This is a genomic window from Streptomyces scopuliridis, from assembly GCF_042790125.1.
Lineage (GTDB): Bacteria > Actinomycetota > Actinomycetes > Streptomycetales > Streptomycetaceae > Streptomyces > Streptomyces scopuliridis_A.
This window is the reverse complement of record NZ_JBHTZS010000013.1, coordinates 15,322-28,984: the sequence shown is the minus strand read 5'-3', so window position 1 is coordinate 28,984 and position 13,663 is coordinate 15,322. Positions and strand designations below refer to the sequence as shown.

13 protein-coding genes are annotated in these 13,663 nt (G+C 69.8%); 7 read left to right on the top strand and 6 right to left on the bottom strand.

The genetic code is table 11. From position 1 onward, the window contains the following. Window positions 1-19: 19 nt before the first annotated feature. From ACFRKB_RS21000 to ACFRKB_RS20990, 3 genes are all read left to right on the top strand, one after another. Complete coding sequence (locus ACFRKB_RS21000; RefSeq protein WP_383107688.1) at window positions 20-919, top strand: carbohydrate ABC transporter permease; 900 nt, start codon at window positions 20-22, stop codon at window positions 917-919. Beyond that, window positions 916-1,875 carry a carbohydrate ABC transporter permease gene (locus tag ACFRKB_RS20995; RefSeq protein ID WP_383107686.1) on the top strand — a complete coding sequence of 320 codons (960 nt, stop codon included), beginning with the start codon at window positions 916-918 and terminating at the stop codon, window positions 1,873-1,875. The genes ACFRKB_RS21000 and ACFRKB_RS20995 overlap by 4 nt, the downstream gene beginning before the upstream one ends. Window positions 1,876-2,022: 147 nt before the next feature. Then, complete coding sequence (locus ACFRKB_RS20990) at window positions 2,023-2,388, top strand: VOC family protein (protein WP_383107685.1); 366 nt, start codon at window positions 2,023-2,025, stop codon at window positions 2,386-2,388. On the opposite strand, the gene ACFRKB_RS20985 is transcribed toward ACFRKB_RS20990, so the two are convergent. After that, window positions 2,385-3,269: an SMP-30/gluconolactonase/LRE family protein gene (locus ACFRKB_RS20985; protein ID WP_383107683.1), complete on the bottom strand. Its 885-nt coding sequence runs from the start codon at window positions 3,267-3,269 to the stop codon at window positions 2,385-2,387. The two genes, ACFRKB_RS20990 and ACFRKB_RS20985, sit on opposite strands and share 4 nt — an antisense overlap. Then, window positions 3,266-4,051: an SDR family NAD(P)-dependent oxidoreductase gene (locus tag ACFRKB_RS20980; protein WP_383107681.1), complete on the bottom strand. Its 786-nt coding sequence runs from the start codon at window positions 4,049-4,051 to the stop codon at window positions 3,266-3,268. Before ACFRKB_RS20980 ends, ACFRKB_RS20985 begins: the two co-directional genes overlap by 4 nt. A gap of 272 nt (window positions 4,052-4,323) precedes the next feature. Here ACFRKB_RS20980 and ACFRKB_RS20975 point away from each other — a divergent pair, with 272 nt between their 5' ends. After that, a complete protein-coding gene (locus tag ACFRKB_RS20975; RefSeq protein ID WP_383107680.1) occupies window positions 4,324-6,357 on the top strand; it encodes a beta-galactosidase in 2,034 nt (677 codons plus the stop codon). 106 nt (window positions 6,358-6,463) lie between these two features. Here ACFRKB_RS20975 and ACFRKB_RS20970 read toward each other — a convergent pair whose 3' ends face one another. The 4 genes from ACFRKB_RS20970 to ACFRKB_RS20955 all read right to left on the bottom strand — a co-directional run bounded on the left by ACFRKB_RS20970 (window position 6,464) and on the right by ACFRKB_RS20955 (window position 10,335). After that, entirely contained in the window at window positions 6,464-7,357 is an 894-nt protein-coding gene (locus ACFRKB_RS20970; RefSeq protein ID WP_383107678.1) for an oxygenase MpaB family protein, read from the bottom strand. A 24-nt stretch (window positions 7,358-7,381) separates the two neighbouring features. Then, window positions 7,382-8,326: a 4-hydroxybenzoate octaprenyltransferase gene (locus tag ACFRKB_RS20965; RefSeq protein ID WP_383107676.1), complete on the bottom strand. Its 945-nt coding sequence runs from the start codon at window positions 8,324-8,326 to the stop codon at window positions 7,382-7,384. A gap of 80 nt (window positions 8,327-8,406) precedes the next feature. Continuing rightward, window positions 8,407-9,444, bottom strand: a complete 1,038-nt coding sequence (locus ACFRKB_RS20960) for a mannonate dehydratase (protein WP_383107675.1) — start codon at window positions 9,442-9,444, stop codon at window positions 8,407-8,409. Between the two features lie 150 nt (window positions 9,445-9,594). Then, window positions 9,595-10,335 carry a GntR family transcriptional regulator gene (locus ACFRKB_RS20955; protein WP_383107674.1) on the bottom strand — a complete coding sequence of 247 codons (741 nt, stop codon included), beginning with the start codon at window positions 10,333-10,335 and terminating at the stop codon, window positions 9,595-9,597. 119 nt (window positions 10,336-10,454) lie between these two features. On the opposite strand from ACFRKB_RS20955, the gene ACFRKB_RS20950 reads away from it, so the two are divergent. The 3 genes from ACFRKB_RS20950 (at window position 10,455) to ACFRKB_RS20940 (ending at window position 13,653) form a co-directional block, all read left to right on the top strand. Beyond that, the gene (locus ACFRKB_RS20950) at window positions 10,455-11,744 is read left to right on the top strand and encodes an ABC transporter substrate-binding protein (protein WP_383107672.1); all 1,290 of its coding nucleotides are present in this window, start codon (window positions 10,455-10,457) and stop codon (window positions 11,742-11,744) included. An 80-nt stretch (window positions 11,745-11,824) separates the two neighbouring features. Further along, window positions 11,825-12,718, top strand: a complete 894-nt coding sequence (locus ACFRKB_RS20945) for a carbohydrate ABC transporter permease (RefSeq protein WP_383107670.1) — start codon at window positions 11,825-11,827, stop codon at window positions 12,716-12,718. Continuing rightward, complete coding sequence (locus ACFRKB_RS20940) at window positions 12,718-13,653, top strand: carbohydrate ABC transporter permease (protein ID WP_383107669.1); 936 nt, start codon at window positions 12,718-12,720, stop codon at window positions 13,651-13,653. Before ACFRKB_RS20945 ends, ACFRKB_RS20940 begins: the two co-directional genes overlap by 1 nt. The last annotated feature ends 10 nt before the right edge of the window (window positions 13,654-13,663 follow it).

Here is a 13,663-nt window from a genome sequence, read left to right as displayed (position 1 = left end):
CTCGGAAAGGAGGCTCGGCGTGGCACGCTGTCCCTTCGGAACCCAACGGACGCGGCGGTTCATCCCCTGGGCCAGCATCGCGATCCCCGGAGCCGGGTGGCTGCTGTTCGGGCTCTACCCGTCGCTCGCCACCATCGGATACTCGTTCACCAGGTACTCCGGGCTGCCGGGCACGCCGCTGAACTTCTGCGGGCTGTGCAACTACTCGGCTGCCTTCACCTCCCTGTCGTCGGTGGTCGGCGACGCGGTGCGGGTCACCCTCGTCTATGTGGTCGGCGCGACCGTGCTGCAGACCGCGGCCGGCCTGGGGCTCGCTCTGCTGCTGAACCGGCCCGGACGGTCGTACGCCGTCTACCGAGCGGTGATCTTCATGCCGCAGATCTTCTCGGTCGCGGTCGTCGGCGCGATCTTCGCGCTCATGTTCGATCCCTATTCGGGCCCGGTGCAGAAGGTCGTGGACGGTCTGTTCGGCGCCACGTCCGCGTTCCTCGGATCGAGTTCGCTGGCGCTGCCCCTGGTGATCCTGGTGAACGTCTGGATGTTCTCCGGGTACACGATGCTCATCTATATCGCCGGACTGCGGAACATCCCGCCGTCGGTCTACGAGGCGGCGGCCATGGACGGCGCGGGACGCCTGCGGGTGTTCCGGCACGTGACCTGGCCCCTGCTGGCCCCGGCCACCACGGTGACCGTGTTCCTGACGGCGATGGGGACGCTCGGCGAGTACGCGCTGATCATGGTCCTCACCGGCGGCAACTTCGGCACCAAGACCCTGGGTCTCTACATGTACCAGTCGGCGTTCGGCGGCGACAGCCAACTCGGATACGGGTCCATGCTCGCGATGCTGCAGTTCTTCCTGACCGTCGTGGTCGGCGGCGGCCTCCTGTTCACCCTGCGCCGACGGGAGATCTCGCTGTGAAGGCACCTTCCCCCGTCCTGGAGCGGACCCATCGGGGCATCGCCCGCGGCAGCCGGCCGTGGGCGAAGGCACCCACGCCGTCCACGAAGCCGGCCAAGGCCGTCACGACGAACCTGCTCTGCTTCGCCATCGCCGCCGTACTCTTCGCCCTGCCGCTGGTGTACATGCTGCTGCAGGCGTTCAAGACGTACACCGGTTTTCTCCAGAACCCCACCGGGATGCCCGACCCCTGGACCGTGGAGAGCTTCTCGACGGCCTGGCGCCAGGGCGACTTCGGCCGTCAGATGATCAACAGCCTGGTGTACGCGGTCATCCCCGACACGATCACCCTGATCCTCGGGGTCTTCCTGGCATTCCCCATCTCACGCGGCTACTTCAAGCGCTCCAACGCGCTCTACACGTTCTTCATCTTCTCCGGGTTCCTGCCGGGCGGCCTCATCCCGCTCTTCATCGAGGCCCGCACACTCCACCTGTACAACAGCATGGCCGGATACCTGATCCTGACCAGCCTGTCCGGCGCGGGGTTCTTCTTCTTCGTCGGCTACATCAAGGGCATCCCGCGCGAGATCGACGAGGCCGCCGCGCTGGACGGCTGTGGCTATGTCCGGTTCATCTTCACGATCATCATGCCGCAGATGAAGCCGGCCCTGGCCACCTTCGCCGTCTTCGGATTCGTCCATGCCTGGAACAACCTCATCCTCCCGCTCGTCATGCTGTCCGACGCGGCGCTGTGGCCGGTCACCCGCGGGCTGTACTCGTTCTTCGGCGAGTACACACAGAACTGGCCGCTCATCGCCGCCGGCACGTTCATCGTGGCCGCGCCCATCCTGCTGCTGTTCGTCCTGCTCCAGCGCCACCTGGTCGAAGGCGTCGCCGGAGGCGCGGCGTTCGGCGCGCAGGGCGTCACCGCCGCTCCGGCCGGAATCGCCCGGTCCGAGCAGAGGGACGGCTCGTGACGGCCGCCGTCACCCGGTGGCCGGCGGACGGCGACCGGGGGCAGGCAACGTTGTCTCCCTGCGGCTCGGGAAACAGGGGGCGTGCGTACCAGACGTTCCCGGGCAGACGGGACTCCGGACGTGCCGAAAGGTCCTAGGCTCGGGCCCATGGGACTCGCATGGGAGCAGCTCGTCATCGACGCCACCGACCCGGTCGCTCTGGGGCGCTGGTGGTGTGAGGCGCTCGGCTGGACCGTGGTGAACGACTCGCCGGAGGACTACGAGATCAGGCCGGAGCCCGACCGGCTGCCCGGCCTGCTCTTCGGGCCCGTACCGGAGGGAAAGACCGTCAAGAACCGCCTCCACCTGGACTTCCGCCCCGACGACCGGGACGCGGAGGTCGACCGCCTCCTGGCACTCGGCGCCCGCCGCGTGGACGTCGGGCAGCGGGGGGACGAGCCGTGGGTGGTGCTCGCGGACCCCGAGGGCAACGAGTTCTGCGTGCTGGGGGAGCGTTCCGGAGACGGGTCCTAGCCGGCGAAGGCCGTTGACGGCAGGCCCACGGCGCCCACCCCGTCGACGGCGAAAACCGATCCCGCGGGGTCGTCGTCGGCGAGTTCGAGCCCTTCGCGGGCCGACGTGACGTACAGAACGTCCAGTCCGGGCCCGCCGAACGCACAGGACGACGGCTGGTGCACGGGCAGCGCGAGTTCACCGAGCAGGTCCCCGTCGGGAGAGATCCGTACCACCCGGCCGCCGCCCCAGATCGCGACCCACAGGCACCCCGCCGCGTCGACGGTGAGTCCGTCCGGCAGACCCGCGTGCGCGGGCATCCGGAACAACGTGCGCCGCCGGCTGATCCCGATGCCCTCGGGTTCGGCATCGAAGGCATAGATCTCGCCGGCGACGGAGTCGGCGAGATAGAAGACCTGCCCGTCGGGACTCCAGCCGAGCCCGTTGGGCAGGGCCAGTCCGTCAAGCACCACACGGCTCGTCCAGTCGGGCAGGAGAACGTGCAGCGCGCCCTTGCCGCGTTGGAAGTCCATCGTGGTGCTGCCGGCCCAGAACCGCCCGTGCCGGTCGCACTTCGCGTCGTTCATCCGCGCGCCGTCGGGCAGGATCGCGCGCCGGACGGTCATCGTTCCGTCGGCGCCGACGGAGGCGAATCCCTCGGCCGTCGCGGCGACGAAGCCTCCGCCGCGTCGTGGTACGGCGGCGCCGATGTGCGTCGGCAGCGCGAAGCCGCTGGTCCGGCCGGTGGCCGGGTCGCCGGTATGGAGGTGTCCGGCGGGGATGTCCACCCAGTGCAGGCGGCCGGTCTCCGCGTCCCACACCGGTCCTTCACCGACCCGGGTCCTGCCGGGGAACACGACCTCGGTCGTCGTCGGAGCTCCTCCGGAGCCGGCATCACTCATTCGGGAAGCACCACCGCGGCGTTGGCGAGCAGCCCGCCGTCGACCGGCAGGGAGACGCCGGTGATGAAGCTGGCGCGGTCGCTCGCCAGGAAGGCGATCGCCTCGGCGACCTCATCGGGCCGCGCCACCCGTCCCAGCGGATGCATCCGCCCCCAGGACTCGACGAGTGACCGCGCGGCCTGGTCGCTGCCGTCCGAGAAGGCGCGGGCCGAGGTGCGCAGCATCGGGGTGTCCACCGACGCGGGGCAGACCGTGTTGGCTCTGATCCCGTTCTTCGCCTCGTCGATCGCGATCGATCGCGCGAGCGCGTTGAGCGCCCCCTTGCTGGTGGTGTACGCGGCGACGGCGGTCTGGGTGACGAAGGCCTGGACGGACGAGACGATCACGATCGAGCCCGCCGCCCGCGAACGCAGGTGGGGGAGGGCGTGTTTGACGGCGTGGAAGGTGCCCGTCACATTGACCGCGAGCACGTCGTTCCACTCATCGGCGCTTGTCTCCGCCGCCGTGCCGTACCGCTGGATTCCGGCGGCGGCGACGAGGATGTCGAGTCCGCCGTGCCGGGTGGCGACGTCCGCGACGAGCCGGGCGACGGCGGTCTCGTCGGTGACGTCGACATCGACGTCTTCGACTCCGGAAAGCGGAGCGGTGTCGGTGCCCTGTGCCCGTGGGATCCCGGCGGCCACGACCGTCGCACCACGCGTCGACAGCAGCTGGGCTGTCGCACGTCCGATACCGCTGAGTCCGCCGGTGACGAGGGCGACCTTGCCATCGAACTCCGCCACGATCCACTCCCCTTGATGTGTTCACGGACCTCTTGCCCCGCGGGCACGGCGGCGGTCGCGACAGGCGATCCCGTCGGACGGCGGCCCACGCTGACGGGCAGGACGGGTTGCGATCCGATGGCGCCGGCCTCACTCTAAACAACGTTGTCTCACGTCGCTAGGGTGAGGGCGTTGGGGGCTGCGCCGAGTTCTCCCGTGGGCCGACTCCGCACAGTCCCTTGGCCGCTCGGGCTGTTCCGGGCGGACGTGTCGGCCAGTGAGGAGCAGAGCTCATGACCGCGGAATGGATTCGGTGGCCCGGCAACGTCCTGGCTCGGTACGGCGGGCGACCCGTGGCCTTCGGGGGCGATTACAACCCGGAACAGTGGGACGAGAGCGTGTGGCCCGAGGACATGCGCCTGATGCGCGAGGCCGGGGTCAATCTCGTCACGGTCGGTGTCTTCTCCTGGTCGACACTGCAACCGGCGCCCGGTCGATGGAACTTCGGATGGCTCGACCGGGTGCTCGACCTGCTGCACGCGAACGACATCGCGGTCGATCTCGCCACGGCCACCGCGTCACCGCCGCCGTGGCTCACCACCCGGTTTCCGGAGGTCCTGCCCGTCGACCGGGACGGGCGGACGATGTCGCAGGGCGGACGCCAGGCATGGTCACCCTCGTCGGCGGTGTACCGCGAGCACGCTCTCGCGCTGGTGGAGAAGATGGCGGAACGTTATGGCGAGCACCCCGCTCTCGCGCTGTGGCACGTCTCCAACGAACTCGGCGGCCACAACGCGCGGTGTTACGGCGACGCCAGTGCCGTGGCCTTCAGGAGCTGGCTCAAGGAGCGGTACCGGGGCTCACTCGACGAGCTGAACGCCGCGTGGACGACGAGCGCGTGGAGCCAGACGTACTCGGCGTGGGAGCAGATACAGCCCCCGCGGCTGACGTTCACCGACTCGAACCCCACCCAGGTGCTGGACTTCGACCGGTTCAGCTCCGATCAGCTTCGCGAACAGCTGAGGGCGGAGGCCGCCGTGTTGCGACGGGTCACGCCGGCTGTGCCGGTCACCACCAATCTGGTGCTCTTCGACGCGGGGAAGAACATGAACTACAGCTCGTGGACCGACGACATGGATCTCATCGCGAGCGACCACTATCCGAGGCCGGCCTCCGGCGCCCAGGCCGAGCTGTCGTTCTCGGCCGACCGGGCACGCGGTCTGTCGCGGGGAAAGCCGTGGCTGCTCCTGGAGACCGCCACCGGCGCCACCAGCTGGCGCCCCGTCAACCCCGCGAAGCGGCCGGGTCAGCTTCGGCGGGATGTGCTCTCCCACCTCGCCCACGGAGCCGACGGCATCTGCTTCTTCCAGTGGCGGGCCGCGCGGGCGGGCGCCGAACGGTTCCATTCCGCGATGCTTCCGCACGCCGGGCCCGGCACCCGGAAGTTCCGGGAGGTGACGGCGCTCGGCAGGGAGCTGGCCTCCTGCGCCGACGCGCTCGGAAGCAGGGTGGTCGCGGAGTGCGCGGTGCTGTTCTCCGAGGAGTCGTGGTGGGCGGCCGAGCGGGAGTCGCATCCGCACAACGGCCTCTCGTACATGGAAACCGCCCTCAGCTGGTACCGGAGTCTGCGGGACGCGGGCCTCACCGCCGACGTCGTACCGCCGTCGGCGGACCTGTCGGGCTACCGGCTGATCATCGTGCCCATGCTCTATCTGGTGTCCGACCAGGACGCGGCCGCCCTCGCCGTGGCCGCCGAGGCGGGGGCGAGCGTGATCGTCACGTACTTCTCCGGCATTGTCGATCCGCTCGACCGGGTGCGGCTCGGCGGATACCCCGGCGCGTTCCGCGAGCTGCTGGGTGTACGGGTGGAGGAGTTCGCCCCGATGGTGGCGCCGGACCTCGTGGCGATCGACGGGGTGACGGGTCCCGCCCAGGTCTCCACCTGGCACGAGGAGATCGGTCTCACGGACGCGGAGGCCGCCGCCCGGTATGCCGGCGGCGACTTCCCCGGCGCGCCGGCGATCACCCGCGCGAGCCGGGGCGAGGGGGAAGCCTGGTACGTGGGCGTGGAGTTGGACGCCGACGCCCGTACCCGTCTGGTGGGAGTGATCGCGGAACGGTCCGGGCTGACGGCTGTGCCGCCCGACGGCGGGATGGAGGTCGTGACGCGTCGCTCGGCCGATCACGACTATGTCTTCCTCATCAACCACGGCGACACCGCGGCGACCGTGCCCGGCTCCGGAGCCGACCTGCTGGACGGCTCCGTTCACGCGGGAGAGGTCACGGTACCGGCCGGCGGGGTACGGGTCGTCAAAAGGGTTCGCTGAGACACGGCGGAGTACGGCCGGCCGGTGGCGGCCATGAAACCCGGTGTGGCCGCCGGTTCCCCTCCACCGAGGCGTGCTGCTGCCGGACTCCTCGCAGATCTCGATGTCATCCCTGCCGCGCCCCCGCCAGCCGCTCCCGTGCGGCGGCCTGGATCCGGGAGGGCCCGAGCCCCCACTGGAGGGTGCGTCCGACGGCTGTGGCCAGGGGCCGGTCCCAGCCGGTGCGGACGGGGGCCGGGCGGTGGATGCCGAGTTCGGTGCGGGCCCAGCCGGGGAGGAGCCCGATCGAGGCGTTCGTGAGCAGACCGACGGCCAGCCGCTCCCGTCGTGTGCGTCCGAAACGGCGGAGGAACAGTACCGAGTCCAACGCGGCCGCAGTGGCGTGGAGTTGGGGGCGGAGTCGGGCCAGGTAGCGCTCGACTTCGAGGGACGTGCGCGGTACGTTCCGTGCGCCCAACGCCTCGGCCACGGGGGCGGCCTGGCGGTAGTAGGCGTCGCACTCGGCGGGGGTCAGTCGGTGCGGCCGGGGCGCGTAGGTCTGGTGGCCCGCGAGGAAGCTGCGTACTTCGGCGGTGTGTACCCAGGTGAGCAGGTCGGGGTCGTCCGCGCGGTACGGCCGGCCGTCGGGGGCGGTGCCGTGCACCCGGACGTGGATCCGCCGGACGAGGTCGATCACTTCGCCGGCGGCGGCCGAGGAGCCGAAGGTGGTCGTGGTGATGAACCGTACGGTTCCGTTCAGCCGCCCGACCGGATCGGCGCGGAAGTCGGAGTGCTGGTCGACCCCCGCCATGGCCAGCGGATGCAGCGACTGGAGCATGAGCGCGGCGAACCCGCCGGTGAGCATCCCGGTGGCATGCCCGTGCACCCGCCACACCGGGTCCCCCGGCGCGATCCCGAACAGCCCGGGATCACCGGGCGGCCCCGCGTACCGCTCCAGCTTGAGATCCCCGCCGTGCATGGTCGCCGTGAGTTCCGCCGCGATCCGTTCCCGCAGTCCCACCAGCACCTCCAGGGTCCGTGTACCTCAGCCGAGGGTACCGACCCGCCCGGCGAGCACGGCCACGAGGATGAGCAGCCCGCACAAGGGGTTGGTGGCGAACGCCCGCCCGCAGGCTCCGACGTCCGAGGGGTCGGCCCGCCATACCTGCCATCCCAACTGCCCGGCGACCACGCACAATCCGGGCCAGTACAGCGGCCCGAGCCCGGCCACGACCCCGAACCAGGCGAGCAGCACCACACACCCCGCGTACACGCCGCCCACCAGCACCCGGCTACGGCGCCCCAGCAGCACTGCGGCCGACCGCACCCCGGCCCGCACATCGGCCTCCCGGTCCTGGCAGGCGTAGATCACGTCCGTCCCCACGGCCCAGCAGATCAGCGCCCCGTACAGCACCCCGCCCCCGAGCCCGAGCCCTCCGGTGAGCAGGCCGTACACCAGCGGCACCGTCCAGTTGATGGTGATCCCGAGCCACACATGCGGCCAGTGGGTGACCCGCTTCATATACGGATACACCGCCGCGAGGGGCGCCCCGGCCGCGGCCCACACCACGGCCTCCACACTCCAGAACCCCATCACCAGCGGAGCGACGGCCCCCACCACGACACACAGCACCAGGGCCCGCCCGGACGCCAGCCGCCCCGAGGCGACGGGCCGCCCCGCCGTACGCGGCACCTGTGCGTCGAACCGCGCGTCCAGCACATCGTTGAGCCCGCAGGCGGCCCCTCTCGACAGCACCCCGTACACCAGGAGCAGCAGCCCGAGCAGGACCCCGTCCCGGGGCCCGGCGATCGCTGCCAGGGCGATCCATCCGGGGACCACCAGCAGCCAGGCCCCCACCGGCCGGTCCAGCCGCAGTAACTCCAGATACGGCCGCACTCCGGCGGGCGCGCGCCCCACCAGCCGGGCGGCACGGCCTTGGACCGGGACGTGAGTCGGGACGTGGGCCGGGGCTTGTGAGGCGACGGTCATGCCGATTCATGTCCCTTTCCAGGGGTATTGCATGATGATCGGTCCAACCTAGCCCCGGCTGGGCGGTGTTATCAAATGATCTAGAGTGGTGGATCCAGCGCCAGGCCGTTCAGGACGCCTTGCAGATAGCCGATCGCATGGGCGCGGCCCCGGCTGCAGTACGCCTCGGACGATACGTCGCCCCAGGTGTCCAGATCCCCGATCATGGCAGGGACATGGTCGTCGATGAGGAATCCGTCGAATCCGGAGTCGTGGAGCCGGCGGATCACACGGGCCGGATTGAAGTTGCCCTCCCCGAGGAAACACTCGCTGAAGCGCGGCACGGTGCCGCGGACGTCCCGGAAGTGGACGTAGAAGATGGCCGGTCCCAGGCGGTCGATCACCTCGTTGACACTCTCCTCCCCGGCCATCTCCGACACCGTTCCCAGGCAGAGGTTCAGCCCCCATGACGGACTGCCGCCCGCCTGCTCGCGGGCCCGCCCGATGGCGTCCGGGGACGTGAAGATCCGTGCTATGCCCCCCAGGGGCTCGGAGGTGGGCGGATCGTCGGGGTGCAGCGCGAGCCGCACACCCACCTCCTCGGCGACGGGCAGGACCGCGTCGAGGAAGTACTGATGGTTCGCCCACATCCGCTCGGCCGTGATCGGCGCGTCCACGGGATGGTCCGGGGTCAGCCGGTACCCGGCGAGCGCGTTGCCGCGGTGGACGTCGGCCAGGTCGAAGGCGGTGACCTTGGCGCCGCCGCGTCCCGTCGCGGCCATGTCGGTACGCCAGACATAGGTGGCGAGGAAGTTGTAGCCGAGCAGGTCGATTCCCACGGCGGCGAGGTTGCGGATGGTCTTCCGGTAGTTCTCGATCTGCTCGTCGCGGCCGGGCAGACCGCGCTGGATCTTCCAGAAGTGTGCGAGCGGAACGTTCTCCAGGCCGTCGATCGCCAGTCCGTCCGCGTCGCAGCGGTCCCGGAGGGCCCGCAACTCGGGCAGGCTCCAGAAGCCGTCGGCTCCCGGCAGCAGGTCCGGAGTGTGGAGTTGCACGCCGGACAGCCCGAGTTGGTGGGCGAAGGTCGCGATCCGGGAGTCGTACGTGTCGATGTGGCCGAGGGAGAGTCGTACGCTCATGCCTGGCCGGCCCGCTGCCGCTGCCGGCCGAGCCCGTCGATCTCGAACTCCATGTCGTCGCCTCTCTCTGCGGATGGGGGAAGTGGCCGGACACGCCACGTCTTCGGACGGGCCGGTGACGAACGCGTCGTCCTCCCGCTGTCATCGTGGTCAGTCGGTGAAGTAGCCCGGGTACTCGGAGCGCAGCGCCGGGCCGCGTTCCAGGGCGCGCCGGGCGTGCCTGCTGATCAGGGCGCGACCGGCCGGCAGATCAGTCTGCTCCAGCGCGTCCACGATCAGCCGGTGCTCGTCGATCAGTTCGCGCATCGCGGCGGAGTCGGGCAGGGAGAGTCGGCGGAGCCGGTCCAGCTGGAGCTTCATCCGCTGTACGGCCTGCCACGCTTTCGGATAGCCGCTGAGCGTGAAGATCTCGCAGTGCAACGCCTCATCGGCGGTGAAGAAGGCGTCGAAGTCCTCGGTGCGATAGCTGTGCTCCTGCCGTTCCAGCAGTTCCCGGAGCACGGTGACGTCCGGCTGCGGGACGGAGCACGCCATTTCGAAGGCCGCGACCTCCAGGCTCTCGCGGACGAAGCGCGCCTCTTCCACGTCGCGCAGGCGGATCAACCCCACACGCGTGCCCACCTGCGGTACGACATGGACGAGTTCCGCGTCGACGAGCCGCGCGAGGGCCTCACGCACGGGCGTGCGACTGACGTGCAGTCGCCTGGCGAGGTCCGTCTCGGACAGGGAGGCTCCGGGGGCGATCCGCAGTTCGCGGATCGCGGAGACCAACTCGTCGTAGACGCGGTCGGACGTCCGCGCCCGCGCATGGTCACGGGTGATCGGCGTCAGGGCCGGGCCGTCCGGAACCGGTGCCGGCTCGGGGCCGCGTGATGGCTTTGGGGGATTCACGAAATGATCGTTGCATGTCATGAACTTGTATGCAAGTATCCCGCCGTTCACAACCCACCGGGAGACCCGGCGGCGGCAACGGCACCCGTACAACCAGGAATTGAGAGGCAGTCATGGTCATGCGCAGGGCGAGACTCGCCGCAACGGCCCTCCTGGCCTCCGCCGGCATCCTGCTGGCGGGGTGCGGTGGTGGCGACACCGGGACGAGCGCCAACGGCCCGGCGGAGATCACCTTCTGGGGCTGGGCATCGGGCTACGAGAAGTCCGTCGAGCTCTGGAACGCGTCACACCCCGACATCCAGGTGAAGTACGAGGCCATCACCGACGGCGGCGCGGGCGGGTACGACAAGATGTTCACGGCCGCCAAGGCGGGCAAGGCGCCGTGCCTGGCGCAGATCGGCTACGAGACCTTCACGAGCTTCCTGGCCGCCGGCACCCTGCGGGACATCAGCGGCGACGTGCGGTCGCGACGGGGCGAGTTCGCCGACTGGGTGTGGGGCAACGTCGGCGTCAACGGCAAGGCCTACGGTGTGCCGGTCGACACCGCGCCGATGGCCATGTTCTACCGCGCCGATCTCTTCGAGGCCGCCCACATCGCCCCTCCGAAGACCTGGGAGGAGTTCGCCGCGGCCGCCGCCGAGGTGAAGGCCGCCGATCCGTCGGCCCGAATCATGAACCTCCCCACCGACCCCTATCTCTACGCCGGGTTCGCCTGGCAGGGCGGTGCCCCCTGGTTCGGTGTCAAGGACGACGCGTGGTCCGTGTCGCTCGACAGCCCCGCCAACACCAAGGTCGCCCGCTACTGGCAGGGCCTCTTCGACCGGCAACTCGTCACCTCCTACCCGGCCTTCGACGCGGCGCTGTACTCCGCGTGGAGCAAGGGCGAGGTCTGGGCCGAAGTCGGTCCGGTCTGGTCCGCCTCCCTCATCCGTGACAACGCCGCGGGCTCCGCGGGCAAGTGGGCCGTCGCGCCCATGCCGAGGTGGGGCACCACGGACTCGGTCGGCAACTCGGGCGGATCGGCGACGGCCGTCATGAAGGACTGCGCGAGGCCGAAGGAAGCCGCCGAGTTCGCCCTGTGGATGTCGACCGACACCGAATCGGTGTCCAACCTGATCGCGTCCGCGGCCATCCTCCCGGCCTCCAAGTCCGGGCTCGCCAACACCGCGCTGGACGCTCCGCAGAGCTACTTCGGCGACCGGCCCATCTACCGGACGTTCCGTCAGGAGGCGGCCAAGGTGAACTCCGGCTGGCGGTGGGGTCCGGTCATGTCCACCACGGCCAGCGCGCTCGGTGACGGCCTCGGCAAGGTGCACACCAGGAAGGCGACCTTCGAGGACGCCCTCGGCGAGGCCCAGAAGGGCACGGACTCCGCGCTGCGCTCCCAGGGATTCTCCGTGAGCGAGTAGTCCTCGCGGGGGCCGTGGTCCACGCCGCCCCCGCGCCTCCGCACCCCCGCCCCGCCACAGAAGAGGTGACCGTGTCTCCCGTGACGATTCGGCGGCGCCGGATCCGCGAACTTCGGCGAGCCGCGCCGTTCGTACTGCCCTTCCTCCTGCTCTTCGTCATCGTCTACCTGGTACCCACCGGGTACTCCGTGGGCCAGAGCTTCTTCGCCGTGCGACGCTCCGGCCTCGGCCTCGGCGGGGCCGAGACCGCCTTCGCGGGCTTCGACAACTACGTTCGGGTGTTCCAGGACGGGGACTTCCTCGCGTCCCTGGGCCGGGTGGCCTTCGTCGGCGTCATCCAGGTGCCCGTGATGCTCGCCATCGCGCTCGTGCTGGCCCTGCTCATCGACTCGACGGCTTCGAAGGGACGAGGCTTCTTCCGGATCGCCTACTTCGTGCCGTACGGGCTGCCCGGGGTGATCGCCGGCCTGGTGTGGTCGTTCCTGTACGCGCCCACGCTCAGCCCCCTCACCAGAGGACTCGCGGCGATCGGCATCGACGCCAGTTTCGTCACCGACAGCGCCCTTCCGTTCTCCATCGCCAACATCCTGACGTGGGCATGGACCGGCTACAACACGATCCTGATCTACGCGGCCCTGCAGGCCGTCCCCGAGGAGACGATGGAGGCCGCCGCCCTCGACGGCTGCTCCGGCTGGAAGGCCGCGCTGCTCATCAAGGTCCCGCAGATCCGCCCGGCGCTGCTGCTCACCCTGGTCTTCTCGATCATCGGCACGTTCCAGCTCTACAACGAGCCGGTCACCATGAAATCCGTGGCACCGAATCTGTCGTCCGCCTACACACCGATCATGGCCGCCCTCCGTTCGCTCTCGGCCAACGACTTCAACTACGCGGCCGCGCAGTCCGTGGTGCTCGGCGCGCTGATCTGCGTGCTGTCCGTCTTTGTCTTCCGCGCATCGGCCAGGAGCGTCGACTGATGACCGCCACCACACCATCCGCCACCACACCAACGCCCACACGCACCGGATCCGCGGCCGGGGAGCCGAGGCCGCGGCGCCCCAGGGCGCATCCGTTCACGACGGTCAACCCCGCCTCGCGCCTGTTCGTGCTGGCCGTCATGTCCCTCTTCGCGCTCTACTTCCTGCTCCCGGTGTGGTGGCTGGTCGTTTCCGCCACCAAGGGAAGCGGGGAGATCTTCTCGGGCAACGGTTTCTGGTTCGGCGAGGACTTCGCCCTCGTACGGAACATCCGGACCCTCTTCGAAGCCCAGGGCGGCATCTACTCCCGCTGGCTGCTCAACTCGCTGCTGTACGCGGTCGGCGGCGGGATCGTGTCCACGCTCCTGGCGTCCATGTGCGGATACGCGCTCGCCAAGTTCCCCTTCCCGGGACGCGAGGCGGTCTTCGGAACGGTCCTGGCCGCCGTGCTGCTTCCCGCCCCCGTCCTGGCCATCCCGCTCTACCTGGTCTTCAGTTACACCGGGACCATCAACACCTTCTGGGCCGTGTTCATCCCGAGCATCGTCAGCCCCTTCGGCGTGTACCTCAGCCGGATCTATGCCGCGTCGTCGATACCGGACGCGCTGATCGAGTCCGGCCGTCTCGACGGGGCGGGCGAACTGCGCATCTTCGCGATGTGCGCACGGCTGATGGCACCCGCGATGGTCACGGTCTTCCTGTTCCAGTTCGTCGCGATCTGGACGAACTTCCTCCTGCCCTCGCTCATGCTCGCGGACACCTCGCTCCAACCGGTGACCGTGGGCCTCGTCGGCTGGCGCGAACTCCAGGGCTATCCCATCAGCTACACCACCGTCGTCACGGGCGCGCTCGTCTCGGTCGTGCCGGTCGTCGCCATGTTCGTCTCGCTGCAGTCGTTCTGGAGCAAGGGCCTCGTCACGGGAGCCGTCAAGTAGCACACCGCAT